The sequence below is a fragment of the Arthrobacter sp. Ha26 genome (assembly GCF_059091705.1).
This window is the reverse complement of sequence record NZ_JBNHGX010000006.1, coordinates 39,802-62,275: the sequence shown is the minus strand read 5'-3', so window position 1 is coordinate 62,275 and position 22,474 is coordinate 39,802. Positions and strand designations below refer to the sequence as shown.

Annotated in this window: 20 protein-coding genes and 2 riboswitches; of the genes, 7 read left to right on the top strand and 13 right to left on the bottom strand. The window is 65.7% G+C overall.

The features are described 5' to 3' along the window. Window positions 1-214 precede the first annotated feature (214 nt). The 10 genes from AC5RVY_RS14515 to AC5RVY_RS14470 all read right to left on the bottom strand — a co-directional run bounded on the left by AC5RVY_RS14515 (window position 215) and on the right by AC5RVY_RS14470 (window position 11,360). Entirely contained in the window at window positions 215-3,256 is a 3,042-nt protein-coding gene (locus tag AC5RVY_RS14515) for an alpha-mannosidase (protein ID WP_493955408.1), read from the bottom strand. Window positions 3,257-3,400: 144 nt separating this feature from the next. Beyond that, window positions 3,401-4,288, bottom strand: coding sequence for a formate dehydrogenase accessory sulfurtransferase FdhD (gene fdhD, locus AC5RVY_RS14510; protein WP_493955407.1), 888 nt, complete (start codon window positions 4,286-4,288; stop codon window positions 3,401-3,403). Between the two features lie 82 nt (window positions 4,289-4,370). Then, on the bottom strand, window positions 4,371-5,741 hold the full coding sequence (locus tag AC5RVY_RS14505) for a molybdopterin molybdotransferase MoeA (RefSeq protein ID WP_493955406.1): 1,371 nt from the start codon (window positions 5,739-5,741) through the stop codon (window positions 4,371-4,373). Beyond that, the gene (locus tag AC5RVY_RS14500) at window positions 5,738-6,031 is read right to left on the bottom strand and encodes a DUF6457 domain-containing protein (RefSeq protein WP_493955405.1); all 294 of its coding nucleotides are present in this window, start codon (window positions 6,029-6,031) and stop codon (window positions 5,738-5,740) included. The genes AC5RVY_RS14505 and AC5RVY_RS14500 overlap by 4 nt, the downstream gene beginning before the upstream one ends. Beyond that, window positions 6,015-6,692, bottom strand: a complete 678-nt coding sequence (mobA, locus tag AC5RVY_RS14495; protein ID WP_493955404.1) for a molybdenum cofactor guanylyltransferase — start codon at window positions 6,690-6,692, stop codon at window positions 6,015-6,017. Before mobA ends, AC5RVY_RS14500 begins: the two co-directional genes overlap by 17 nt. A 49-nt stretch (window positions 6,693-6,741) precedes the next feature. Beyond that, complete coding sequence (locus tag AC5RVY_RS14490) at window positions 6,742-7,242, bottom strand: HNH endonuclease (protein ID WP_493955403.1); 501 nt, start codon at window positions 7,240-7,242, stop codon at window positions 6,742-6,744. 245 nt (window positions 7,243-7,487) lie between these two features. After that, window positions 7,488-8,255 carry an NlpC/P60 family protein gene (locus tag AC5RVY_RS14485; RefSeq protein WP_493955402.1) on the bottom strand — a complete coding sequence of 256 codons (768 nt, stop codon included), beginning with the start codon at window positions 8,253-8,255 and terminating at the stop codon, window positions 7,488-7,490. A 163-nt stretch (window positions 8,256-8,418) separates the two neighbouring features. Beyond that, window positions 8,419-9,093 carry a C40 family peptidase gene (locus AC5RVY_RS14480; protein ID WP_493955401.1) on the bottom strand — a complete coding sequence of 225 codons (675 nt, stop codon included), beginning with the start codon at window positions 9,091-9,093 and terminating at the stop codon, window positions 8,419-8,421. Window positions 9,094-9,163: 70 nt separating this feature from the next. Then, window positions 9,164-9,325, bottom strand: a riboswitch (cyclic di-AMP (ydaO/yuaA leader). A 147-nt stretch (window positions 9,326-9,472) separates the two neighbouring features. Next, window positions 9,473-10,294 (bottom strand): M23 family metallopeptidase, encoded by an 822-nt coding sequence (locus tag AC5RVY_RS14475; protein ID WP_493955634.1) that lies wholly within the window; start codon window positions 10,292-10,294, stop codon window positions 9,473-9,475. A 10-nt stretch (window positions 10,295-10,304) separates the two neighbouring features. Then, a riboswitch (cyclic di-AMP (ydaO/yuaA leader) is annotated at window positions 10,305-10,516 on the bottom strand. Window positions 10,517-10,652: 136 nt separating this feature from the next. Next, the gene (locus AC5RVY_RS14470; RefSeq protein WP_493955400.1) at window positions 10,653-11,360 is read right to left on the bottom strand and encodes an iron-dependent transcriptional repressor DtxR; all 708 of its coding nucleotides are present in this window, start codon (window positions 11,358-11,360) and stop codon (window positions 10,653-10,655) included. A 277-nt stretch (window positions 11,361-11,637) separates the two neighbouring features. Here AC5RVY_RS14470 and serC point away from each other — a divergent pair, with 277 nt between their 5' ends. After that, on the top strand, window positions 11,638-12,768 hold the full coding sequence (gene serC, locus AC5RVY_RS14465; RefSeq protein WP_493955399.1) for a phosphoserine transaminase: 1,131 nt from the start codon (window positions 11,638-11,640) through the stop codon (window positions 12,766-12,768). Between the two features lie 78 nt (window positions 12,769-12,846). On the opposite strand, the gene AC5RVY_RS14460 is transcribed toward serC, so the two are convergent. After that, window positions 12,847-13,371, bottom strand: a complete 525-nt coding sequence (locus tag AC5RVY_RS14460) for a DUF3027 domain-containing protein (protein WP_493955633.1) — start codon at window positions 13,369-13,371, stop codon at window positions 12,847-12,849. Between the two features lie 126 nt (window positions 13,372-13,497). Then, the gene (locus AC5RVY_RS14455) at window positions 13,498-13,881 is read right to left on the bottom strand and encodes a cold-shock protein (RefSeq protein ID WP_009358151.1); all 384 of its coding nucleotides are present in this window, start codon (window positions 13,879-13,881) and stop codon (window positions 13,498-13,500) included. 219 nt (window positions 13,882-14,100) lie between these two features. On the opposite strand from AC5RVY_RS14455, the gene AC5RVY_RS14450 reads away from it, so the two are divergent. From AC5RVY_RS14450 to AC5RVY_RS14425, 6 genes are all read left to right on the top strand, one after another. Continuing rightward, window positions 14,101-14,334: a hypothetical protein gene (locus AC5RVY_RS14450; RefSeq protein WP_493955398.1), complete on the top strand. Its 234-nt coding sequence runs from the start codon at window positions 14,101-14,103 to the stop codon at window positions 14,332-14,334. 10 nt (window positions 14,335-14,344) lie between these two features. Next, window positions 14,345-16,828, top strand: coding sequence for a helicase-associated domain-containing protein (locus tag AC5RVY_RS14445; RefSeq protein ID WP_493955397.1), 2,484 nt, complete (start codon window positions 14,345-14,347; stop codon window positions 16,826-16,828). A 13-nt stretch (window positions 16,829-16,841) separates the two neighbouring features. After that, complete coding sequence (locus tag AC5RVY_RS14440) at window positions 16,842-18,488, top strand: DNA repair helicase XPB (protein ID WP_493955396.1); 1,647 nt, start codon at window positions 16,842-16,844, stop codon at window positions 18,486-18,488. An 83-nt stretch (window positions 18,489-18,571) separates the two neighbouring features. Continuing rightward, complete coding sequence (locus AC5RVY_RS14435; RefSeq protein ID WP_493955395.1) at window positions 18,572-19,282, top strand: response regulator transcription factor; 711 nt, start codon at window positions 18,572-18,574, stop codon at window positions 19,280-19,282. Window positions 19,283-19,284: 2 nt separating this feature from the next. After that, window positions 19,285-20,763, top strand: a complete 1,479-nt coding sequence (locus tag AC5RVY_RS14430) for a sensor histidine kinase (RefSeq protein WP_493955394.1) — start codon at window positions 19,285-19,287, stop codon at window positions 20,761-20,763. Between the two features lie 107 nt (window positions 20,764-20,870). Then, window positions 20,871-21,158 carry a WXG100 family type VII secretion target gene (locus AC5RVY_RS14425; protein WP_493955393.1) on the top strand — a complete coding sequence of 96 codons (288 nt, stop codon included), beginning with the start codon at window positions 20,871-20,873 and terminating at the stop codon, window positions 21,156-21,158. A 49-nt stretch (window positions 21,159-21,207) separates the two neighbouring features. Here the strand turns inward: AC5RVY_RS14425 and AC5RVY_RS14420 are convergent, their stop codons facing one another. Then, window positions 21,208-22,257, bottom strand: coding sequence for an RNase H family protein (locus tag AC5RVY_RS14420; RefSeq protein ID WP_493955392.1), 1,050 nt, complete (start codon window positions 22,255-22,257; stop codon window positions 21,208-21,210). Window positions 22,258-22,474: the final 217 nt, after the last annotated feature.

Below are 22,474 nucleotides of genomic sequence, written 5' to 3'. Positions count from 1 at the left end.
AGAATGTGGAACAATCATGGATGTGTGAAGGCGGGGGTTTGCCGGGCGTTTACGAACGGGGAAAATTTCTTAGACGTGGCAGCTCCCAGTGGCCTTTGCATGCTTTGGGGGGATGAGTGGTGGCGGCCGTTGGGGACCGCCCCCACTCAGCCATTTAAGCCCCTTTCGGCCCAGGCTTCTGTTGCATCTTTCACACGGTGTGGCCTTCTCCCGCCTAGCCCTCCGTTGCCGGACGTTCAAACCGCAACGTCACCAGCTGGAATGGACGCAGGAGCAGTTCGGCGCCGTCAGGCCCGTACTCCAGCCCAGGAACCTCCACGCGCCGCTCCAGCAGGTCCACTGCACCGACGCGCCGGAGCGGGAAGTTGGCACTGATCCTTCCAGCCGAACGCTGGCCCAATGACTCGTACACGCGGACGATGACGTCTCCGGAGCCGTCCTCCGCCAGCTTCACAGCCTCGATAACGATGGCGGGGCTGGACACGGAAAACAAGGGTTGTACAGGTGAGCCGCCATGGACCAGCCGCGGTGCAAGGTTGGTCCGGTATCCCTCCTGGACAGCGTCGGCGATGTCAGCACCGGGCCGGATGGTGACTGTCAGTTCGTGGTGTCCGCGGTCCGCGTCCGGGTCCGGAAACTTCGGGGCACGCAGCAGCGACAAGCGCACCGTGGTGGTGGTGCCGCCGTCGGCCTCCCTGGTGTTCCTCGTGACGTCATGCCCATAGGTGGACGCGTTGGACACGGCAACCCCATAGCCAGGCTCCGCCACGTGGATCCAGCGGTGCGCGCAGATTTCGAACTTGGCCGCTTCCCACGAGGTGTTGGTGTGCGTGGCGCGGAAGACGTGCCCGAACTGCGTCTCAGCGGCCGACCGGTCCGCGCGCACATCCAGGGCGAAGCCGAGCTTCAACAGCTTTTCCCGCTCCTGCCAGTCAGCGGATGTGGTGATGGACAGGGATGGGCTTCCTGCGGCAAGGCTGATGCGTTGGGTAATGGCAGAAGATCCTGCCAGCCGTTCCACCACAACAACAGCCTCACCCTCTTCCTCCGCCAACCGCACGCACCGGGCACTGGTCAGCCGTGTGACATTGCGCCGGTAGAACTCGTCGATATCCCAGGCATCCCATTCGTTGGGCGTGTCCCGGTGCAGCTCCAGGAGATTGCCCCGCTCCCCGGGCGCGATCGCTTCACGGCCGCTGGCGTAGTCCTTCAGGGAGCTGATCAGTCCGTCCGCATCCACCACCGCCCGAATGATGCCGTTGTCCAGGACGTAGCCTCCGTCCTGCCCGGCGGCCTGGACGGGCAGCGCGGGCTCGACCGGTTCCCCCGCCGCGAGCGCCGGTACTCCCGCCCGGGAATGGGGTGCGGCATTGAGCAGGAACGTCCGTTCCCCGCTGCCAAGGACGGCCGCGGCTGCCTCGGCGATAAGTGCTTCGAGGGCAACGCTTATGGCCTGGTAGTTGCGTTCGGCGTCCTGGTGCACCCAAGCGATGGAGCTGCCCGGCAGGATGTCGTGGAACTGCTGCAGCAGCACCAGCCGCCACAGCCGCTTGAGCTCGGCCGCAGGATAGACAAACGAGTCTGTGCGGACAGCGGCGGTGGCACACCACAGTTCTGCCTCGCGCAAAAGGTGCTCGCTGCGTCGGTTGCCCTTCTTCGTCCGGGCCTGGCTGGTATACGTGCCGCGGTGCAGTTCGAGGTACATCTCGCCCACCCAGACGGGCAGGGCCGGGTAGTCCGCCTCGGCCTGGCGGAAGAAGCTCGCCGCTGATCCGATCCGCACTTTCGGAGAGCCTTCAAGGTCCGCGGTCCTGGCAGCAGCGGCAAGCATTTCCCTGGTGGGCCCGCCGCCGCCGTCGCCGTAGCCGAACGGTACCAGCGACACTGTGCCGCGTCCGTGGTCGCGGTAGTTGCGCTCGGCATGTGCGAGTTCGCGTCCGCTGAGCTGGGAATTATAGGTGTCCACCGGCGGGAAGTGCGTGAAGAGCCGGGTGCCGTCAATACCCTCCCAGTTGAAGGTGTGGTGCGGCATCCTGTTGGTCTGGTTCCAGGAGATCTTTTGGGTGAGGAACCACCTGCTGCCGGCGGACTTAACGATCTGCGGAAGCGCGGCGGAGTAGCCAAAGGAGTCCGGCAGCCAGGCCTCCTGGCAGTCCACGCCGAATTCGCTGAGGAAGAAGCTCTTCCCCTCAATAAACTGCCGGGCCATGGCCTCCCCGCCCGGCATGTTGGTATCGGATTCCACCCACATGCCGCCCACGGGAACGAACTGGCCGGCACGCACTTTCTCCCGGATCCGGCCGAAAAGTTCGGGGTAGAACTCCTTGATCCAGGCCAGCTGCTGGGCAGAGGAACAGGAGAAGACGAAGTGGGGGTATTCATCCATCAGCGCCACCACGTTGGAGAAGGTCCTGGCGCATTTGCGGATGGTCTCCCGGACCGGCCACAGCCAGGCGGAGTCGATGTGGGCATGGCCGGTAGCCACCAGCTGGTGCGCCGACGCATAGGCGGGCCTAGCCAGGACCTCGGCCAGGGCGTCGCGCCCGGCCGCCGCCGTGCCGGCAACGTCGTCGGGGTCCATTATGTCCATCATGCGTTCCAGGGCACGGAGGATCTCATGCCGCCGCGGCTGCTCCCACGGCAGCTCAGCCATCAGCCCGGACAGCGTCCAGATGTCCTGCTGAAGTTCCCACACTGTCTGGTTCAGCTCGGCGATGGCAATGGTTCCCAGCCGGTACTGCGGGGCTGTTCCCGCCGTCGACTTATCGCCATAGGGCGTGGCGGCAAAAGTCCAGCCCTGGGCAACATCAGGGTTGGCGGCGGCCTCCACATAGAAGTCCACAGCCATGCCTCCGCCGAGCAGCTTCAGCGGAATGTACTGGTTACGGGGCGAAACGGCTTTGATGATGGTGCCGTCGGCGCGCCAGGCGATGCCTTCGCACTGGAAACCCGGAACCTCTATGGTGAAGCCCAAGTCCACCACCACTTCCACCGTGGTGTCCGGCCCGGCACCCCAGAATTCGGGCACCTCGCCCTGGAGCCGGAGCCACTTGGTGCCCCACGGCTTTCCCCACGGGGCGCCTTGTTCCTGCGGCTGGAATTTCTGCCGCATGGCTTCAAGCGCCGGGACAGGCTCGTCAGGGACATCCCAGCTGCTCAGGGCAAGGGGCAGGCTCCGGCTGTAGACAGCAGGGGCGATGCGTTCGCGGACGAACCTTTCGAGGCGGACTTCCGTGATCCGGCGGTCGTCATGCAATGGTGGCCCTCTTCAGCGCTGGGAAACGTGGACCAAAAGTGTCCATTCGGTGGATAAAACTACTCACTGGTAGCTTACTAGCCAACTACTGAGCGGGGAACAACCCTGGGAGCGGTTTATGGACAGACACGCAAGGCCCGATGATCAGGGAAGCGCCTGGGCAGGAACGTGCGCGGCCGGCCTGATGATGCGCCGGTCCCCGGTGTAGATGTTGAGGCTGGTTCCCCGGCTGAATCCAGCCAATGTCAGGCCGCTAGCTTCAGCCAGTTCAACGGCAAGGCTGGATGGGGCGCTGACGGCGGCCAGCACAGGAATCCCTGCCAGGGCGGCCTTCTGCACCAATTCGAAGGAAGCCCTGCCGGACACCTGCAGGACGGTCCCGCGCAGCGGGAGCAGCCCTTCGCGGAGGGCCCAGCCGACCACCTTGTCCACAGCATTGTGGCGACCCACATCCTCGCGGAGGCACAAAAGTTCCGTGCCGCCGTCGTCCCCTATCTTGAACAGTCCGGCCGCGTGCACTCCCCCGGTATCCTCGAAAACGCGCTGGGATTTCCGCAGCAGTGCAGGCAAGGAGGCCAGGAGTCCGGCGTCGATGCTCAGCGGATCCTCGTCCAGGCTGTAGCGCGATGACTTCCGGACGGACTCCACCGAATCTGTGCCGCAAATTCCGCAGGAGCTGGATGTGTAGATGTGCCGCCCGATGGAGGGAATGGTGACGTCCGGCCTCAGTTGTACTTCCACCACATTGAAGGTCTGCACGCCGTTCTCGTCCTCGCCGGCGCAGAAACGCAGCGAGACGAGCTGCTCGGCGCTCCAGATGATGCCCTCCGACACCAGGAACCCGGCCACCAGGTCAAAGTCATCGCCCGGGGTCCGCATGGTTACCGAAAAGGACAGCTGGCCCAGCCGGATCTCCAACGGCTCCTCCACGGCCAGCACATCCTCGCGGTGCCGCACCGGAAATTCGAGCGCCTTCGGAGAGCCATCGAGGACATACTTATGCACCTTGCGGCGCTGGGTCACGCGGCCCATGGCCATCCCTGCCTGTTCATAGATCCATCATGACAACTGCCGGAACCGGATACCAGCGGAAAGACGCGCCGGCGCAGGATGGTCAGCCAAGGAGGGCGCTCCAGTCCACGGGGCCGCTGGGCGCAGGCTTGGCGGCCGCCCGGGCCGGGTTCCGGGGCTTGGCTTTTGAGCCTGGGCCCGCAGGCGCGGGAATGGGTGGCCCCCAAGGCAGCGCGAAGGCCTGGACCAGTTCGCCGAGCTGGACGCCATGCGGCGGCACCACCATCACGCCGTCGGCCGACGCCAGCCCCCGCATCATGCCGGGACCGGTGTGCTGGGCCGCCGAAGCCATCCCGTACAGGAGGCGGAACGGCATCAAGCGGGTACGCCCCGGATCGGGTTCGATGATGCTTCCGCACGGCACCTCCTGGATGCCAGGCAGTTTGCCGTGGCCCAGCGCGGCCAGAAGCGGTGCCCCCACCGTGCACAATGCCATCATCGCGGCGAGCGGATTCCCCGGCAGTCCAAGAACGAACCGTCCGTCCGGGAGCTCCGCAAGGACGGCCGGATGCCCCGGCCGCATGGCTATTCCGTCGATCACCAGCCGCCCGCCCAGCTCAGCTACCGCCTGGCGCAGGTGGTCAGTCCCGGACCGTCCCGTCCCGCCAGTGGTGATGACGACGTCGGCCGGCAGGTCCGGTGCGCCGGGCACCTCCGGAACTACGTCTTCAAGGGCGGCAAGCCACTCGGCGTAAGAGTCGCCGATCCGCTGCTGTTCGCCCGCTATTCCCCCCAGCATATTCACCACTGCCGGCAACTGCGGACCGAAGGTGTCCCGCACCTGGCCGGGAAGCGGCATACCCTCGCTGATTACTTCGGAGCCGGTCAGCAGCAGCCGGACCAGGGGTTTACCCTGGACAGGCAATTCGTCGTGACCCGCAAGGGCAGCCAGGGCCAGATGTGCGGGGTTGAGCTGCACTCCCGCCTTCACCAGGATGTCCCCCGCCAACGCTTCCTCCCCGGCTTTCCGGATGTGTTGTCCCGTGCGCGGCTCCCCCGGTTTGGCGCCGCCACCGGTCATGAGGACCGGCAGTCCGTCCTCGTCCTTGCCCAGCAGGGCACTCTCGCTGCGAAGGACGGCTTTTCCGCCGGGAGGGATGAGCCCGCCGGTCACAATGGGACTTGCCTGGTGGGGTGCCAGCCGGGTCCCCGGTTCCACGAGGATCCACGGCCCCGTCCCGTTGACCGCCCAACCGTCCATCGCCGAGGACGCGTAGTGCGGCATGTCCTGCAGCGCCACGACGTCCTGGTCCAGGACACGGCCGAGGGCAAGGTGCAGTGGAACGGGAGCGGCAGGAATGGGCGTTGCCGCGTCGAAGGCAGCCTGCCGGGCTTCCTCCCACGTGTGGGCGAGGTGCCGTTTCGCGTCCGGCGGGTCTGCTGGGCTTGGTTCTTCCGCGGGTTCTTCAGTCATTCGCCGGGAGCCCCGGCGGCTTCAGCATCGTAGTCGGCGGCCAGGGAACGTGCCACGGCCAATGCCTCTTCCATGGTCGCAGCCTCGGTGCTTTGCCGGGAGCCGGAAGCAAGGCCGGCAGCATAGCCTGCAATGAAGGTGGTCAGGGGCGCTGCCGGGCGCACGACGGAGTGCGCAGCCACCCCGGCGAGGGCAAGGATGGCATTGACGTCCACCTGGACGTCCTCAAGCTCATAGGCCTGGAGGAGGGACCTGCACCATTCCTCCAGCGTTTCATCCTGGCTTTTCACTGTTTGCCTCCCGTTTCAACTGCTGCCGCGCCGGTCCTGGCCCACGGCCGGCCGCGGCGTCAACTCCTAGTGCGGCGGCATCATCCCAGGTATCCACATCGGCTGTGGTACCTGCCGGGACGGTGACAAGCTGCACGTCAAGACTAGCAAGCAGGGACCGCATGGAGCCGTTGATTAAGCGGCCGCTCGAGGACAGCTCCTGGACGGATTGTTTTAACGCACTTGTGCAGTAAAAACCCGCCAGCATCTGGGCACTGCCGTCCACGGAACGGGCCATCACGCCGTCACCCGTGTAGCCGCGTGAGGCAAGGGACTCCGCCAATGCCTCCACGGCCCCCGCAGCCCGGGGCATGTCGCAGGCCAGCACCAGTGTGTAGTCACAGCCGGCGCCTGACCGCCCCAGCGCTTCCAGCCCGGCGGCGACCGCAGCAGCGGGTCCGGCAAACTCCGGCTGTTCGCGGCAGGCTGTCACGTTCGGGGGCAACGGCCCGGGGTCCGGACCCACTACTGCTGTCCGGGACGCGGCGGAGCAAGCCGCAAGTGCACGTTGGAGCAACGTCTGGCCTTCAAAAACCAGCCCTTGCTTCGGCACCCCGCCCAGGCGTGACGAACGGCCGCCTGCCAGGATCAGGGCGTCGAATACCAACCTGTTGCGCTCCACCCTCCAAGCCTAATCCGGCCTGGCGAGGGCTGTGTCCGCCGAATGCTTTTCAGGCAGCGCGTTCGGGCAGCAGGAAGGGATCCCAGGCAGGGGTAGGCTTCTCGAGTTCCTTGATCTGCCAGATGGTTCCCCGCGGAGGCTCCGGCGCGAAGCGCAGCTTCCAGCCCATTTCCGACGGCGTGTGATCCCCCTTGGCGTTGTTGCACCGGAGGCAGGCCGCCACCAGGTTCTCCCAGGAATCCGCTCCGCCACGGGACTTGGGCTGCACGTGGTCGATGGTATGCGCAGCTTTTCCGCAGTACGCGCACTTATGCCCGTCGCGCCTGAGGACGCCGCGTCTACTGACGGCCGTCGACTGGTTGTATCTGGGGCGGATGTAGCGGTTCAGGAGAATCACGGACGGGCGGCCCAGAATCTCCTGTGGCCCCACCACGGGATCGTCCCCTTCAGCCACGACGCTCGCCTTGTTCGTCAGCACAAGCACCAGCGCCCGGCGGAAAGAAATAACCGCCAGCGGTTCATATCCAGCATTCAGAACGAGAGTGCGCATGCACGTACCTCTTCACGGCCGCACCCGTCAGGGGCACGAGGGCCGGCTGCCCTCGGCATGTCCGGGCTATGGATCGACACCACAAGAGTAAACAAAGAAGTGCACTATCAGCTAATTCCGGCGCCGGGACCCGCCGCCGCCACGAGCTGACTGCAGCTGTGGGCCCGCTTAACAAACAGGACCCCAGCCGCGGGGGCAGGGGTCCTGTTCAATCCCGGTGAGCCCGAATCAACGGGCCGGGGGTGTCAGTTGACGCGGATGAAGACCGGGCCGGAGCCCACGTTGGCGCTGAAAACAACGGTCTGGTTGCCGTTGTAGCCCCCGTGCACAGCCTGGCCGTTTCCGGCGTAGACGGCGATGTGGGCCATGCCGGCGCCACCGTCGGCGTAGTAGATCAGGTCGCCCGGCTGGGCTTCAGCTGCACTCACGGTGCGGCCCAGGGAGAGGTAGCCGGCGGGCCAGTCGTGGAAGTTGATGCCCACGGCGGCCAGGGAGTTGGTGACCAGCATGGTGCAGTCCTGCATGACGCCGAGCTGTGCGTAGGCTGCGGACAGGATGGCTGCACCCTTGCCGCTTGCGGAGGGAGCAGCGGCGGGGGCGGCAGGAGCTGAGGCCGTCACCTTGGCGGCAAGGACGGGCCTGGCTGCGGGAGCCGCGGGAGCGGCGGCTTCCTGGACCTCAACCTCGGGCTCGGGGGCTTCCACAACGGGAGCCGGAGTGGTGGTCACGGCCGGTTTCTCGAAGGAAATGGCAATGGTGGACTCAGCCGAAATCGGCGCCTCAACCGTTGATTCAACTTCGAGGTTGGACGCGGGCGCGGAGTCCCGCTGGACGTTGGCGTCGGCGGCGTTGGCTGCCAGGCCGCTGGTCAGGACCAGGCCGGAAGCGGCGGCAATTACTGCTGCCTGGCGTCCGACGCCGCCTGCGTTCTCGCCAACAGTCTTGGCAATGATGGCGAGCGAATTGGTTTTGGGGGCCTCGGCGCGATGCCGTGCGGTTGCACGAGTAGTCATCAGTTCTCTCTTTCGTTTTCCCCCGCCGCCTTGTAGGCAGACAGGGGGCTGTGGACGTGCCGGCATCTTGGGGGTACGCCGGCACGTCCCGAACGGGGATGTGGTGATTTAGCGAAAAGTGTTTTGGGCAAAGAAAAAGCCCTTGGACCCGGAGGTCGAAGAACTAGTTCATTGTGAAGAACGCGGAGGAGCCGGTAGCGGCGACCGCGTGGAGCAGTGTTCCCTGGGAGGGGTTGAGGGCGCTGATCATCATGCCGTTGCCGACGTAGATGCCAACGTGCGCGCCGCCGTTCTGCATAACGAGGTCACCGGGCTGCGGCGTGGAAGTCGGCTTCATGGCGGTCCACGCGTTGGTGCGGGGGATGCTGATGCCGGCCTGCGCGTAGACCCACTGGGTGAAGCCCGAGCAGTCCCAGCCGGTGACGGGGCTGGTGCCGCCCCACACATACGAGTGGCCGATGCCGGTGTATGCGATGGCAGCAATGCCTGAGGTGGACGCGGAGGAGACGGTTTCGGCCAGCTTTTCCGTGGCGGAGGCAGCAGTTGCCGTGGCAGCGTTTCCGTTGCCGGCGCCGGTGGACTGTGCGCGAACGGTCTGCACCTTGGGAGCTGCGGTGGTCTTGACCACCGGACGCTCGAAGGAAACAGTGGCCGTGGGTGCCGCAGTCACGGCGAGGGCGCCCTGCGCCGACCCGGACTCGGTGGAGGCGGACACACCAGCGGTGGTGTCCGCGGCGGTGGCCGGCAGGCCCATGCTCAGGATCAGGCCGGAGGCAGCTGCGATAACGGCAGCCTGGCGACCAACTGTCCCGGCATTGGCACTAACAGCCTTGGACACGGAGTCCAAGGGGTTGGTACGAACCGTTTGCGCACGGTGGCGCGCAGAATTATGGCGTGAAGACACGAAGGTAGCCTCTCCCAATGCCTGCGAGGTGAGCTGTCGGATTCGGATGGGAGTCACCCGGCCGCGCTGCTTCCAAGGAAGCTTTGCGACTTAACCCCAAGGCCTTCCCAATGGAAAGGCCAAAATTGGTTCCCCCGCCCCTGCCAGACGATGTCATGCGAACGGACCTTGAGCGGTGGCAGAGCTAGGCAATCCGCACAAGAGCGTCAACTTCGGAAAAGTTGACGCGAGTTAGACGGTACAGCAGTTTTGACTGAATGTCACATTCAGGTCACGGGAAGTCAAAATCATCTGATAGTCCACAGCCAGTTGACTACAGCCAGCCAGTGGGATCAACCACTTCGCCGTTGACCTGGACCTCGAAGTGGAGGTGGCAGCCCGTGGAGGCCCCCGTGGTGCCGCTGAGCGCGATGACTTCGCCGCGGGACACCGTCTGGCCTTCCTTCACGCTGAAGGAGGACAGGTGGTTGTACGTGGTTTCCAGGCCGTTGCCATGGTCGATCACAACACGGTTGCCGCCGCCGTACTGGTGCCAGCCCACGAAAGTTACGGTTCCGGTAGCGGCGGCCATGACGGAGGTTCCGCACTGCGCCACGTAGTCCTGTCCGCGGTGGAAGTCGCCGGTGCCGCCGGTGATGGGGCTGACCCGGTAACCGAAGGGCGATGCGGTGGTCATGACGGCCAGCGGGGCGCCCAGGCTTCCCGTGGAGGCGGCCCGGCTGATTGCGCCTGCCGATTGGGCGCTGAGCAGCTGTTTCAGCTTGCCGTCCGGGTCAGCCTGGGTGACCACGGCGGACCGGCTGAAGTCGATCTGGGCTCCGGCTTCCGCTGAAACCTGCGGCTGCGGCGTCACAGCCGAAGCGGCGACCGGAATGGCACCGGAGGCGTCTGTGGCCATCACGGGACTTGTGGCGGGCACTGTCACGGTGAGGACCAGGCCGGTGGCAGCAAGGGCAATGCCGGCCTTTTGGCCGATGCCGCTCGCCGCTGCGAACTCCGTGATCTGGCTGAGGGGACCCCGACGGCGGCGCGCATCACGGTGCGGATCGCGGGGGCGCTCCGAGGTGATGACTTCGACAACGCGCGGCGTCGAAGCAGGGCCCGCCGCGCGGCGGCGTCCCCTGGAATTCTGCATGGTCAAGAAGGGTTCCTCTCTGGAAAGCCTGCGAAGTTAGCTGTCGGATTCGGGTCAGAGAGTTCAAAGACCCGGTCCGCCGTAAGCAAGCTTCGGCACAGAGATACCCCGGTAAGGATCCTTCACTGGAAGAGGCTTGCTGCTGACGGACTTCACCCCAAGGCAGTCCCCCGCTGCCGCTTGTGGTTCCCCCGCCTCTGCCAGTTGCGACTCGTGCTCCTGATCCGCTGGCAGAGCTCGGCTCCAGATCAGGTAACGCTCTAATATCAACGCTTGGTTCAACTATAGGGGCTTAAGCCCCTAAGTAACAATTCCGTTATCTTTGGCTAAACACCCGACCGCGGGGTAACCGAGCGGGTCACGCGGCAGGCTGGCGGATGGCAACAAAGACGTGCGCGGCCACTTCCGGGGGCAGTTCGAGGGCTCCCTCAATGCCTGGGACCCGGACCGAAATGTAGTCCCCCACGCGCTCCAGGGATACGGAGGCGCCCGGGCGGATACCGCCCTCATCCAGCTGGGACAGGAGCTCCGGCTCCACCTGGATTGGCTCCGCAAGCCTGCTCACTGTCACTTCCGACGCCGGACCATACGATTTCATCGCTTCCAGCAGGCTGATGGCGCCGTCGGCAAAGCCCAGGGAGGGGCCCCCGCCCAGGGCCGCCAGGCCGGGGATCGGATTGCCGTAAGGAGACTCCGTGGGGTGGTTGAGCATCTCGTAGATGCGCCGCTCCACCCGCTCGCTCATCACATGCTCCCAGCGGCAGGCTTCGTCATGGACGTAGGCCCAGTCCAGTCCAATCACATCCGCGAGCAGGCGCTCGGCAAGGCGGTGCTTGCGCATCACTTCCGTGGCCCGCTTCCGGCCCGTTTCGGTGAGTTCGAGGTGCCGGTCTCCGGAGACAATCACCAGGCCGTCCCGCTCCATCCTGCCAATGGTCTGCGAGACGGTAGGCCCGGAGTGGCGGAGCCGCTCTGCAATGCGCGCACGAAGGGCAACGATGTTCTCTTCTTCGAGCTCCAGAATGGTCCGAAGGTACATCTCCGTAGTGTCGATCAGATCCGTCATCCAGCTCAGCTCCTCGAGCGCAGTACCTTGCGTTGTCCCACAGTATCGCCGTCACCGCGACGTAGTCCGTGGAAAAGCTTAGCCTATTTTGACTTTGTCCGAATAGTTCAGGGCTATGCTACGCAGCGTCTCATTGGCTGGACTATGACGTCCCAGGTTCCCGGCGAAACAGCGCTTCAGGCAGAATGGGGAAGGCCCTGGTTGCAGTCACTGCCGATTGCCGGCCGCCAACACCCGTCCGGACCAACGTTACGTCCATGCCGAAATTGGAGCACCTGTGAGCGAAACCAGCATCACTATTCCCGCCGACCTCCTGCCCAAGGACGGACGGTTCGGCGCCGGGCCCTCCAAGGTCCGTCAGGAACAGATCGATGCGCTGTCAGCCGCGTCAAAGAACATCCTCGGGACCTCCCACCGGCAGGCCCCGGTCAAGAACCTGGTGGGTTCCGTCCGTGAAGGGCTGAGCCAGTTCTTCCGGGCACCCGAAGGATATGAAGTGGTGCTTGGCGTCGGCGGCTCCACTGCCTTCTGGGATATTGCCAGCTTTGGCCTGGTGGACAGGAAGGCCCAGCACCTTTCATTTGGCGAATTCGGCTCCAAGTTTGCCGCGGCCACCAACAAGGCACCCTTCCTTGACGCATCCTCCATCATCAAATCCGACCCAGGCACCCGGCCCTCGCCCCGGGCGGAAGCGGGCGTGGACGTGTACGCCTGGCCGCAGAACGAGACCAGCACCGGCGTTTCAGCCCCGGTGCAGCGCGTTGCCGGCGCGGACGAGGGCGCGCTGGTCCTGGTGGACGCCACCTCTGCCGCCGGCGGCCTCGATGTGGATGTGGCACAGAGCGACGTTTACTACTTTGCTCCGCAGAAGAACTTTGCTTCCGACGGCGGGCTGTGGCTGGGACTCTTTTCCCCCGCAGCCCTGGAACGCGCAGCCCGGATCAAGGCCAGCGACCGCTGGATTCCCGACTTCCTGGACCTGCAGACGGCCATCGACAACTCGCGGCTGAACCAGACCTACAACACGCCGTCGTTGACCACCCTGGTCACTTTGGATGCGCAGGTGCAGTGGCTGAATGCCAACGGCGGCCTGGACTTCGCGTCCGCCCGCACGGCTGACTCCGCCGGGCGCATCTACAGCTGGGCCGAGGCCTCCGGGTTCGCCGCGCCCTACGTCACAAACCCCGAGGAACGCTCGAACGTCATCGCCACCATCGACTTCGATGAGTCCGTGGACGCGTCCGCGGTTGCGAAGGTCCTGCGCGCCAACGGTGTCGTAGACACTGAGCCGTACCGCAAGCTGGGCCGCAACCAGCTGCGCATCGCGACCTTTGTAGCCATCGAGCCTGCCGATGTTTCCGCCCTGCTGGCCAGCATCGACTACGTGGTGGGCGAACTGCGCAAGTAGGACTTTCGCAAATACGCAGCACGCCTAACGTACGACGGCGCCGCCCCGGTAATCCGGGGCGGCGCCGTTCGTGTGTGGTCAGGAAGTCCTGGTTTCCTCATCAGGCTGCCCAACGTCGTCGTCAGGCTTTTCGTCGTCAGGTTTTTCGTCGCCAGGTCCGGGATCCTGCCCGGGGTCCTGGTCCTGTTCCGGCGCAAGCAGTTCCCGGTCCGGCGCCTGCTCCAGTACCCGCTCCGATTCCTGCTCATCTTCGGGCCGGACCCGCTCCGCCCACGGAACCCAGTCCGGGGCCAGGATGGAGTCCTCGGACGGCAACAGCCCCAACTCGTTGACTGTCACCACCTTGGAGCGTGAGTTCCGGGTCAGCACTGCGAACCACTGCCAGCCACCGTAACCGGGCAGCCGCGACTCAAAAAGATGCGTCACCAGGCGGTCGCCTTCGCTCTTGGCTGCCAGGTGCCTCCCAATATCCGACGGCGCGGTGATGCCTTCGATGGCGCTGCGCGCCGTCTCCACGGCGGCTGCAAGGAAAGCATCCGGCTTGCCGGTCCGCCACACGGGCACCCCGGCACGCGGCCTCGCCCTTACTGCTGCAGGCGTCATTGAAGGCACCGCTGCGGGCGATCCGGGCTCCGGCGATTCAGGGTTCCGGGATTCCGGCTCCCGTGACTCCAACTCCTGCGACTCCGCTGCCGGCTCCGGCTGCTCAGCTTCCGAACTCATCAGGGCCTAAACGTCCAGCTCGTCGGCAACCTTACGCAAGGCGGCGGCGATGGCCTTGCCCTTGTTGCCTTCCGGGTATTTGCCTTTGGAGAGAGTCCCGGACAGGTTGTCCAGCACGCTCACCAGGTCCTGAACCAGCGGGGCAAGATCCCGGGCGCTGGGCCGTTTCGCCTTCGCGATGGACGGAGTCTTATCCAGGACGCGCAGGCCCAGTGCCTGGGCACCCTTGCGGCCGTCCGCCACACCAAATTCAACGCGGGTGCCGGCCTTCAGCTCTGTTACCCCCTCGGGCAGGGAGGATTTGGGCAGGAATACTTCCTGGCCGTCTTCGCCCGCGAGGAATCCGAAGCCTTTGTCCTTGTCATACCACTTGACCTTGCCGGTAGGCACGTAATCAACCTTCTTCGTTCTGACGTCTTGAGACACGGCCTGCCGTCACCGCATCCGCATTGTTGTGCGGGTTCAGGGTATGACAGCAGGAGACCGTGTTGGTCTGTATCCCTCAAGGTTATCCTGCCCGTTGCCCTAATCCTGCTTTCAACCGCTCGCCGTAACGGCGTCCGGGCACCCATGCGCGTGCTGTCGGAGCGGACTGTTAGCGTTACGTCCATGACTCCTTCGCGGTACCGGCGTCCCCTGACGATCTTCGCGGCAGTTATTGCCGTGCTCTCGCTTGCCGCGGTGGCGGCGGTCATGGCGTTTGCCTTCGCCGGTTCGGCAGCTCCCGCCTGGGTCACCTATACCGCGCTGTACGGCTTGCCGCTGGCGTTCCTCCTGATGCTGTTCCTTGTCCTGGACGGCGTGGCAGGGCGCCGCCGGGCAGGAAGACCGGACGGGCGGTAACGTTGAACTGATGTCCCTTATTCGCGCGCTCAGCAAGGACCTTGAGGCCCGCAGCGACGATTCGCTGCGGTCGCTGTTCGACGCGCGGCCGGACCTGATCTCCCCGGCCGTTCCCGATTTCGCCGCCCTCGCCGCCAGGGCCAGCGGCAGGGTCAGCGTCCAGCGCGCCCTGGAGCGCCTCAACCGGCCGCAGATGCAGGTCCTGGAAACCCTCCATCTGTGCACGAACACAGACACCCATCACAGCGCATCAGCCGCAGGACTCCGCAACCTGATTTCAGGGTCAACCCTTGCTGCCGTGGAACGCATCCTGGCCTCGCTCCAGGAACTCGCCCTCGTGCACCGCGCCGACCCCCCGCACGGAACGCCGGCCAACAAGCAGCGTTACTACCTCCCCGTGGGCAGCCTCAAAGATGTGGTGGGGATCTATCCCGCCGGGCTGGGGCGGAGCTACACGGAGTTGGTGCGCCTCCAGCCCGCGTTCGCGCAGCGGGCCGTGCAGCTGGTTTCCGAACTCCACCGCAGCGGCGTGGCCATCCACGGCGCCACTACGCCCATGGAGGCAGCCCTGGCGCTGCAGCACTGGACGTCCTCCCCGGAGGCTCTGCAGGACATCCTGGCCACCGCTCCGGAACGGACGACGGCGCTGCTCGCCAAATTCAGGAACTGGGCCATGGGTGCCGTCCCCCAGGCGCAACGCAAGGCATCGATCACCAGCGAGGCGGCCGACGTCGGGCCGGTCGATTGGCTCCTGGCCCGTGGCCTGCTGGTGCCGTTGGATGCGGCCCATGTGGAACTGCCGCACAGCGTTGGCTTGTCACTGCGCGGGGGCGCCATCATCAACGATTTCAGCCTGTCGCCGCCCATCCCCCAACTGGGCCGCACCAGTGCCGCGCTGCGCCGGAACGCAGCGCTGGGCGCCATCGCCGAAACCCTTCGGCTGGTGGGCGAAATGCTGCATGCCGTCAAGGAACAGCCGCTGGCCACGCTGCGCAGCGGAGGCGTGGGCGTGCGGGAGATGAGGCGGCTCGCCGACGCGCTCCGGATCGACCAGCAGCGGATCGGGCTGCTGCTGGAGCTGTGCGGCCTTGCCGGCCTGATCCGGCTGGACGTTGACTCGTCATCCTGGGTGCAGCCGCCTGAGTTGGAGTGGCTCGTCCTTCCCCGGCAGGAACAATGGCTCTGGCTGGTGAACGCATGGCTGGCCAGTGAGCGCGTCCCCTCCATGGTGGGGCAGGCGATCAGCGGGACCCCCGGAGCAGCGGCAGGGCATCGCGCCGCATCGGGGAGCACGATCATTGCGTTGTCAGCGGAGGCGCAGCGCCCGGACGCACCGGTGGTCCGCAAGCGGATCCTGGAAATCCTCCACGAACTCACCCAGGAAGCGGCAGCGCCGGACGGGACCGCGCCGGTGCTTGATGCTGCGGCCGTCCTGCAGCGGGCGGAGTGGGCCCAGCCCCGGATGGCCCGGCGCTTCAGTTCCCTCATCCGGGGAGTCCTGGCCGAAGCCGAAATCCTCGGGTTGCTGGGTTCCGGGGCGCTGAGCCAACTCGGAAGCGCCATCGCGGGCGACGATCCGGACGCCGCGCTCGCCATCCTCGGGGAGCACCTGCCCGCCGAGCTGAACCACGTGCTGCTCCAGGCGGACCTTACTGCGGTGGCCCCCGGCTACCTTGCCCCTGAGCTGGCCGGAAAACTCCTGCTGATGGCGGACGCCGAAGGGCAGGGCCCAGCCACAATTTACCGGTTCTCGCCCGATTCGATCCGCCGGGCCCTGGACGCCGGGCACGATGCTCCCGCCCTGCTGGAGTTCCTGCGGGAACACTCCGCAACGGCGGTGCCGCAACCACTGCAGTACTTGGTAGAGGATACCGCCGCACGCCACGGCCGGTTGCGGGTGGGTGCGGCAGCGAGCTTTATCCACAGCGAGGATGAGGCGGCGCTGCTTGACCTGCTGCAGGGGCCCAAGGCTGCTGACCTCGGCCTGGTCCGGATTGCTCCCACTGTCCTCATCTCTTCCGCGGCCCCACGCGAGACAGCCCAGGCCTTACGCGGCCTGGGACTCTCGCCGTCGCTCGGGGAATCCGAGCAGCCAATGCTCCGGCTGCGGCGGCTGCCTGCCGCGCACGCCCCTTCCCGGCCCGTGTACACCGCCCCGCGGACGGCCCCGGAGCCCGAGGATGTGCAAGCCCAGCTGGACGTGCTCCGCCACCGTCCGGCCGCCGTCGTAAGCCACCATCCGGAGCAGGCGGACGTTGGCTCCGAGGCCGCCACCCAACTGGGCCTGGAGGCACTGCAGCGCGCCATCCGGCTGAAGCAGCGGATCAGCATGAACGTGGTGGACGGCATGGGGAATGCCAACCTGGAGATCGTTGTTCCCCTTTCGGTGAGCGGCGGCCGCGTCCGGGTCTTCGATCCCGCGAAGGACACCGAACGGGTGCTGTCCATCCACCGCATCATCGATATTGAGGCTGCAGAAGAACTGCGCCAGTGAAGGACACCCCTGCGTGAACGACGGACCCCTGATTGTCCAGAGCGACAAGACCATCCTCCTGGAGGTGGACCATGAGCTCGCCACCGAGGCCCGTCATGCCATTGCGCCGTTTGCTGAACTGGAACGCGCGCCCGAGCACGTCCACAGCTACCGGCTGACGCCGCTGGGCCTGTGGAATGCCCGCGCTGCCGGACTGGACGCCGAGAGGGTCCTGGATACGCTGCTGAAGTATTCGCGCTTCCCGGTGCCGCATTCGCTGCTGATCGATGTCGAGGAGACGATGTCGCGGTACGGCCGGCTGCGGCTGGAAAAGGACCCGCAGCACGGGCTGGTCATGCGGACGGACGACTACCCGGTGCTTGAGGAAGTAATCCGGTCCAAGAAGATCCAGCCCCTCCTGGGGCCGCGGATTGACGGCGAAACTGTGGTGGTGCAAGCCTCCCAGCGCGGGCAGCTCAAGCAGCTCCTGCTCAAGATCGGCTGGCCGGCCGAGGATCTGGCCGGCTATGTGGACGGCACCCCGCACCTGATCGCCCTGAACGAGGACGGGTGGAAACTGCGGCCGTACCAGCAGATGGCCAGCGACAATTTCTGGGCCGGCGGCAGCGGCGTGGTGGTCCTTCCCTGCGGGGCGGGAAAAACCCTGGTAGGTGCTGCGGCCATGGCCACTGGCTCCACCACTACCCTGATCCTGGTGACCAACACTGTTGCCGCCCGGCAGTGGAAGGACGAGCTGCTTAAGCGCACGTCGCTCACGGCGGACGAGATCGGTGAGTACTCGGGGGCGGTGAAGGAGGTCCGCCCGGTGACCATTGCCACCTACCAGGTGCTCACCACCAAGCGTGGCGGGCTGTATCCGCACCTCGAACTGGTGGACGGGCATGACTGGGGCCTGATCATCTACGACGAGGTCCACCTGCTGCCGGCACCGATCTTCCGGATGACCGCGGACCTGCAGGCACGGCGCCGGCTGGGGCTCACGGCTACTTTGGTGCGGGAAGACGGCCGGGAGGGCGAAGTCTTCAGCCTGATCGGCCCCAAGCGCTACGACGCGCCGTGGAAGGATATCGAATCCCAGGGCTACATCGCGCCTGCAGACTGCGTGGAGGTCCGCGTAGACCTGCCGCGGGACGAGCGCGTTGCGTACGCCATGGCTGACGACGCAGACAAGTACCGGCTGTGCGCCACGTCTGAATCCAAGACGCAAGTGGTGGAGCAGCTTGTGGCCCGGCACAGCGGCGAGCAGCTGCTGGTCATCGGCCAGTACATTGACCAGCTTGACGACCTCGGTGAGCGCCTCAAAGCTCACGTCATCAAGGGCGACACCTCGGTCAAGGTGCGCCAGAAACTCTTCGACGCCTTCCGCGCCGGGGATCTCCAGACCCTGGTGGTGTCCAAGGTGGCCAACTTTTCCATCGACCTGCCGGAAGCGTCGGTGGCGATCCAGGTCTCCGGCTCCTTCGGGTCCCGGCAGGAGGAAGCACAACGCCTGGGCCGGCTGTTGCGGCCCAAGAAGGACGGCAGGGCCGCGCGGTTCTACTCCCTGGTGGCCCGGGACACGCTTGACCAGGACTTCGCCGCCAAACGCCAGCGGTTCCTCGCCGAGCAGGGCTACGCCTACCGGATCATGGACGCCAAGGACGTGGAGACGGCTGAGTAGCAGGCCCACACGGCGCTGCTCCTTGGATGGAACCCCCAAGGTTCATCCAGACAACTCCCAGAGTCTGGGAGCATGATGGGAGCATGAACAAGAACGGCCCTGAAGCGAAGCTCCTCGTCGTGGACGACGAACCCAACATCCGAGAGCTGCTCTCCACCTCCCTGCGGTTCGCCGGATTCGAGGTGGTCTCCGCAGCGAACGGCCGCGACGCCCTTGCCGCTGCCGACCTGCACGCCCCGGACCTCGCCGTCCTGGACGTAATGCTCCCGGACATGGACGGCTTCACCGTCACCCGCCGCCTGCGCGCTTCCGGGAAGCACTTCCCGGTCCTGTTCCTGACCGCCAAGGATGACACGGAGGACAAAGTCACCGGCCTCACCGTCGGCGGCGACGACTACGTCACTAAACCGTTCAGCCTGGATGAGGTAGTGGCCAGGATCCGCGCTGTCCTGCGGCGGACGCAGCCCCTGCTCGACGACGACGCCGTGATCCGCGTGGACGACCTGGAGCTGGACGATGACGCCCATGAAGTGCGCCGTGGCGGCACAGTCATTGAACTTTCCCCCACCGAATTCAAGTTGCTCCGCTACCTCATGCTCAACCCCAACCGGGTGCTGTCCAAGTCGCAGATCCTGGATCACGTATGGGAGTACAACTTCAACGGTGACGCCTCCATCGTGGAGTCGTACATCTCCTACCTCCGCCGGAAAGTGGACATTGACCCTGAAGCTCCGGCCCTGATCCAGACCAAGCGTGGGGTCGGATACGTGCTTCGGACGGCAGAAAAGCGCTGACCTTGCTGCAGCGTTGGAAGTCGGCCTCACTGAGGACGCAACTCGTGGCCATGATTATGGCCCTCCTGATCGTTGCCCTGACCGTGACCGGGGCGGGCACCCTGACCCTGCTTCACAGCTACCTGCAGGCCCAGGTGGACGACAAACTGTACGCGGCGGTTGAGCTGGCGGGGAAGCAGCGTTCCTTCACGCAGCTCCAGGCGCCGAACCCGTCAGTGCCCACCGATTATTCGCTGATACTTTTCGCGCCCGGCCAGGACCCCTATACGTTCGGCGGCGATGCCGAAAAGCATCCGGACATCAGCTCCATCACCGTTGACCAGGCCCAGGCGCGCGGCGGCGTCCCCTACCAGGTCCGGGGCACCGACGGGGAGAACTGGCGGGTGGTTGCGGTCACGGTGCAGACAAACCAGACCACGGCCGTCGTGGTCATCGGACTGTCCTTGCAGGGCGTGGATGACGTGCTGAAGCACGCCACGCTGGTGGTGACAGGGGTTGGCCTGCTGACCCTGCTGCTGGCGTCGCTGATAGCCAGCTGGACCGTGTCGCGGTCCTTCCGGCCTCTTGCCAGGGTGGAGAAGACGGCGGCCGCCATTGCCGCCGGCGACCTGTCCCGCCGTGTGGACGTGGAGAACCCGGGCACAGAGCTCGGCAGGCTCAGCAGTTCGCTGAATGCCATGCTCGCCCATATCGAGTCGGCATTCGCCGCCCGCACCGCTTCGGAGGCGAGGATGCGCCAGTTCGCCGCCGATGCCTCCCACGAACTGCGGACCCCGCTGGTGACAATCCGCGGCTTCTCCGAGCTGTACCGGCACGGCGCCCTGGCCACCGACGAGGACGTTGCCACGGCCATGGGCAGGATCGAAAGCGAAGCCAAACGCATGGGATCCATGGTGGAGGACCTGTTGCTCCTGGCCCGCCTCGATGAGCAACGGCCTTTGCAGGAAAAACCCGTGGACCTGCAGCTCATTGCCCACGATTCTGTGGTGGATACGCAGGCCAGTGCCCGCTCCCGGGTCATCTCACTCGTAGGGCTCGACGGCGGCCCGGCAGCTCCCGCGCCCGTGCTGGGCGACGAGGCCAAGCTCCGCCAAGTGGTAGGCAACCTGGTGGGCAACGCCCTGCGTTACACCCCGGAAAACACTCCCATCGAGCTGGCTGTTGGCGTTCGCGCGTCGGCGGACGGGCAGCAGCGGTCCATCATCGAAGTCCGCGACCACGGGCCCGGCATCTCCGAGGAAGACGCGTCCAAGGTCTTTGAACGTTTCTATCGGGCAGACACATCACGCACCCGGGAGACGGGTGGCAGCGGCCTGGGCCTGGCGATTGTGGCCGCAATCGTGGGCTCCCACGGCGGATCTGTCCGCGTACAGAACACAGACGGCGGCGGGGCCACGCTGGTGGTCAGCCTTCCCACGCGGGATGACGCGCCGATGCATGCCAAGGCCAGGGGCAGTGACGGCGAGGTTATCCACATATAGCCTTCGGCCATGGCCACGGGAAGAGGCACATCCATAGGCTCGTTGCAGTTGCCCGGACCAGCCGGGCAGGGGAGCAAACGCTGCCCGCAACAGCGAAAGGCACTGCCATGAGCATCATCTCCGTTGACACCGAACTCCTGCAGCTCAAATCGGCCAACGTCCAGGCCACTGTGGACAGGATCAGTGCTGACGTCCAGGCGATGAAACGGGGGCTGGACGAACTCCAGGGGTCCTGGCGCGGCTCCGCAGCGACCAACTTCCAGGCCCTCGTCACGGAATGGACCATCACGCAGGGCCGGGTGGAAGCTTCACTCGCATCCATCAACATGGCCCTGTCTTCGGCCGCTGCCACGTACGCGCAGGCAGAGCAGGGAAACACCCAGCGGTTTAGCTGACCCAGCGGCTTAGCCGAGCGGGCCGAAGCGGTATCCCGCTATGCCGGCGTCAGGCTTCCGCGGTGCCCTGGTGGAACCGCAGCCGCCAGCGATCGCCATCGAGCACCCACAGCGAGCTCCGGAGGGTTATGCCTGAGCGCGCGAAGCTCCGGTAGGTCAACAGGACGGTGTTGGGGCCAACGCGGTCCGCTCCGAGGACCTCGATGTCGGTCCGCTCGCCCGGGTCCTCTTCCAGGGCCATCATCATGGCGTCCCGGGTCCAGACCCGGCCGGAGCTGCCGATCTCCATAAAATCGGGGTGCAAAAGGACAGCAGTCCTGCCAATGTCCCCGCGGACCAAAGGCCCCAGAAGCTCCCGTTCCAGTTCCTCCACCAGCGCTTCGGGCTCAGCGGTTGCTGCCTGCCCGGCTGCACCGGCGAGGTCGAAGGCCCCGTCGTCCAATTGCGCGAAGTCCAACTGGGCGTAGTCCTGCCGCGGCGCGTCCCCCACGCGGGTGTCCTTCAGGCTGGTTTCCGGCAGGCTGGGGTCCTGCTGGCTGAAAAGGTCCGGTTCACGGGATGCTGCTGCCACATCCTGGACAGGACCCGAAGCCGTGCGGGGCACGCGGGCACCAGGGGCGGGCAGCTGGTGCGCGCCGGGAAAGCCCGGCCCGGAGCGGGCTGCCACACCCTGCTGGTAAGCCGTGGCAGCTGCCCGGGCCCGCTCGTCGGCGGCTTCGTTCAGGTCGTGGCCTGCATGGCCTTTAACCCACTCGAACCTGTACTTCCGTCCCGCCAGTTCCCGGTCCAGTTCCTTGAGCAGATCGACGTTCAGCACGGGCTTGCCATCGGCCTTCCGCCAGCCTTTGCGCTTCCAACCCGGCATCCACTTGGTGATGGAGTTGATGACGTACTGGCTGTCACAGAGAATGTGCAGGTCTTCCTGGGGAAGATGCGCAGTGGCCCGCAGCAGATCGAGGACAGCCATCAGCTCGCCCTGGTTGTTGGTGCCGTGCGGCCATCCACCGGCCCGCCAGCAGTCGTCGTTTACATACCAGGCCCAGCCCGCGGGGCCGGGATTTCCCAAAGCCGAACCGTCGGCCGCTGCAGTAATCGTCACCGGTCCATCCTGCCAGAAGACACTGACAAAGCGCTGGTGGCACCTTTGAGCAGGTTCCTCGCCGGCACCGTATGCCGGCAGCCGGCCCGCCCATTCAGAAACGCACACACGCGACGGAAAGCGGTTACCGAAAATGCTTGACGCGCCCGTCAGCGGAACGGCACAATCGGATGTCATACGAGAAAACGGTTTCTCTCGCTCGTGCCTACGGTTGAGA